At 36.0% G+C, this 1,368-nt stretch carries 2 protein-coding genes; one reads left to right on the top strand and one right to left on the bottom strand.

The window, feature by feature from the left end:
* Positions 1-445 (top strand): hypothetical protein (locus tag ACMZ6Z_RS09360; protein WP_416132258.1); only part of this gene is annotated, 445 nt, incomplete at its 5' end.
* 662 nt (positions 446-1,107) lie between these two features.
* Here the strand turns inward: ACMZ6Z_RS09360 and ACMZ6Z_RS09355 are convergent.
* Positions 1,108-1,368: transposase (locus ACMZ6Z_RS09355; RefSeq protein ID WP_416132257.1), on the bottom strand; the 261-nt coding region annotated here is incomplete at its 5' end.

The raw sequence follows: 1,368 nt of genomic DNA, 5'->3' as shown, positions 1-1,368 counted from the left end.
TAAATTTATGATCGGTAGTAAAATTCAGAAAGAGGGATTCGAAGAGTATACCGATGTTTTAGGGAGGAAGCATAGTGACCATTTTGTAAAACTACTTGACATTACAGAACTAGACTATCTTTACGAGCTTTCATATCAAGTTAAGTTCAAAAATCGCTGGTACAATTTACACACTGCTCTAAATCATCTTGCAGTTACTGAAGAACATTATGAAATAACACTGAGTTTTCTTGATAGGCAAGAGCAAAAATTAGCAGAAGAGCTGGTATTCGAACGGACTGACAAATTTTATTATACAAAAAGATTGTATCGTTCAGATATTGAGGCTTTGAAGGTTATCGAGACACCACTTGGTATCTTCTCGGACCAAGGTCAGAAGGAAAAAATATTCGTTGGTTCTGAATTGGACGACTATCTTGAAGGTATTATGAAGGAAGCAGTTTGATTTGTAAAAAGGTTTCAGTGAAGCCTTTTTCTTTGTTGAATACAATGAGTAGGTGGAATGTTAATTACGTTGATGTTTTTCTTTATTCAATAGCTATAGAATAAGTCTATTATTATTCGGTCAAATCCATTGTAGGTCTTTTAGAGAGATTATTGTTGAAAGGTATGGTAATTTGTTTGACTCTAAGTGTAAAGGTCATGAAAGAAGTTCTCCAAATTTTTCAAGGAGGTAGGGGGCTAAATCTCCGAGATGAAAGGCATGAAAGACCGCAGCCCCCTCAAACGTGCGTTTTCGCAAAATTGGGGAGGGGGTACATCAATTGTGACTTAAATTGGTCTATAAACCTTGATAAGATAGGGTTTATAGGTGGGTACACTTTCGTTATTTTATTCAAAATATGGGCTAAAAAAGGGCTAAAAAATAATGATTTTCATTGTTTTTAGCTCTTTTTTGCTACTATTGAACAAAAATAGGGTATGGTGTGGTTTTTGCCCACAGTGTAATTATTGATGTAATATTATTTGAGAAACTACATCACCAAAACCCTTGATATGACTAGCTTAAAGTTACTCTGGTGTAGAAAATGTAGTTTTTTCTTTTTATAGCCATTTAGTTTTAAAGTAGTATTCCAAACAAGATTGCATCAAGTGACCAAATCTTAGTCACTCGGTCACTTTTTTCTTCAAGATAGCCCAAAACTGTTCAATGGGATTAAGCTCTGGTGAGTAAGGCGGTAACGGGAGAAAGAAATGACCTTCCGCTACTGACAGGTCAGCCAATCTTTTCTTGGGATGAAAAGTCGCATTGTCCATAACAATGACATGAGTTCCTGATAGGGATGGCAATAGGTGTTCTTGGTACCATTTAGTAAAAAGTTCCGCCGTCATTGTCCCTTGATATAGTAAGGGCGCGACAATCTCAGA

This window comes from Streptococcus pluranimalium (assembly GCF_047785705.1).
Lineage (GTDB): Bacteria > Bacillota > Bacilli > Lactobacillales > Streptococcaceae > Streptococcus > Streptococcus pluranimalium_A.
This window is presented reverse-complemented; position numbering and strand designations above follow the sequence as displayed.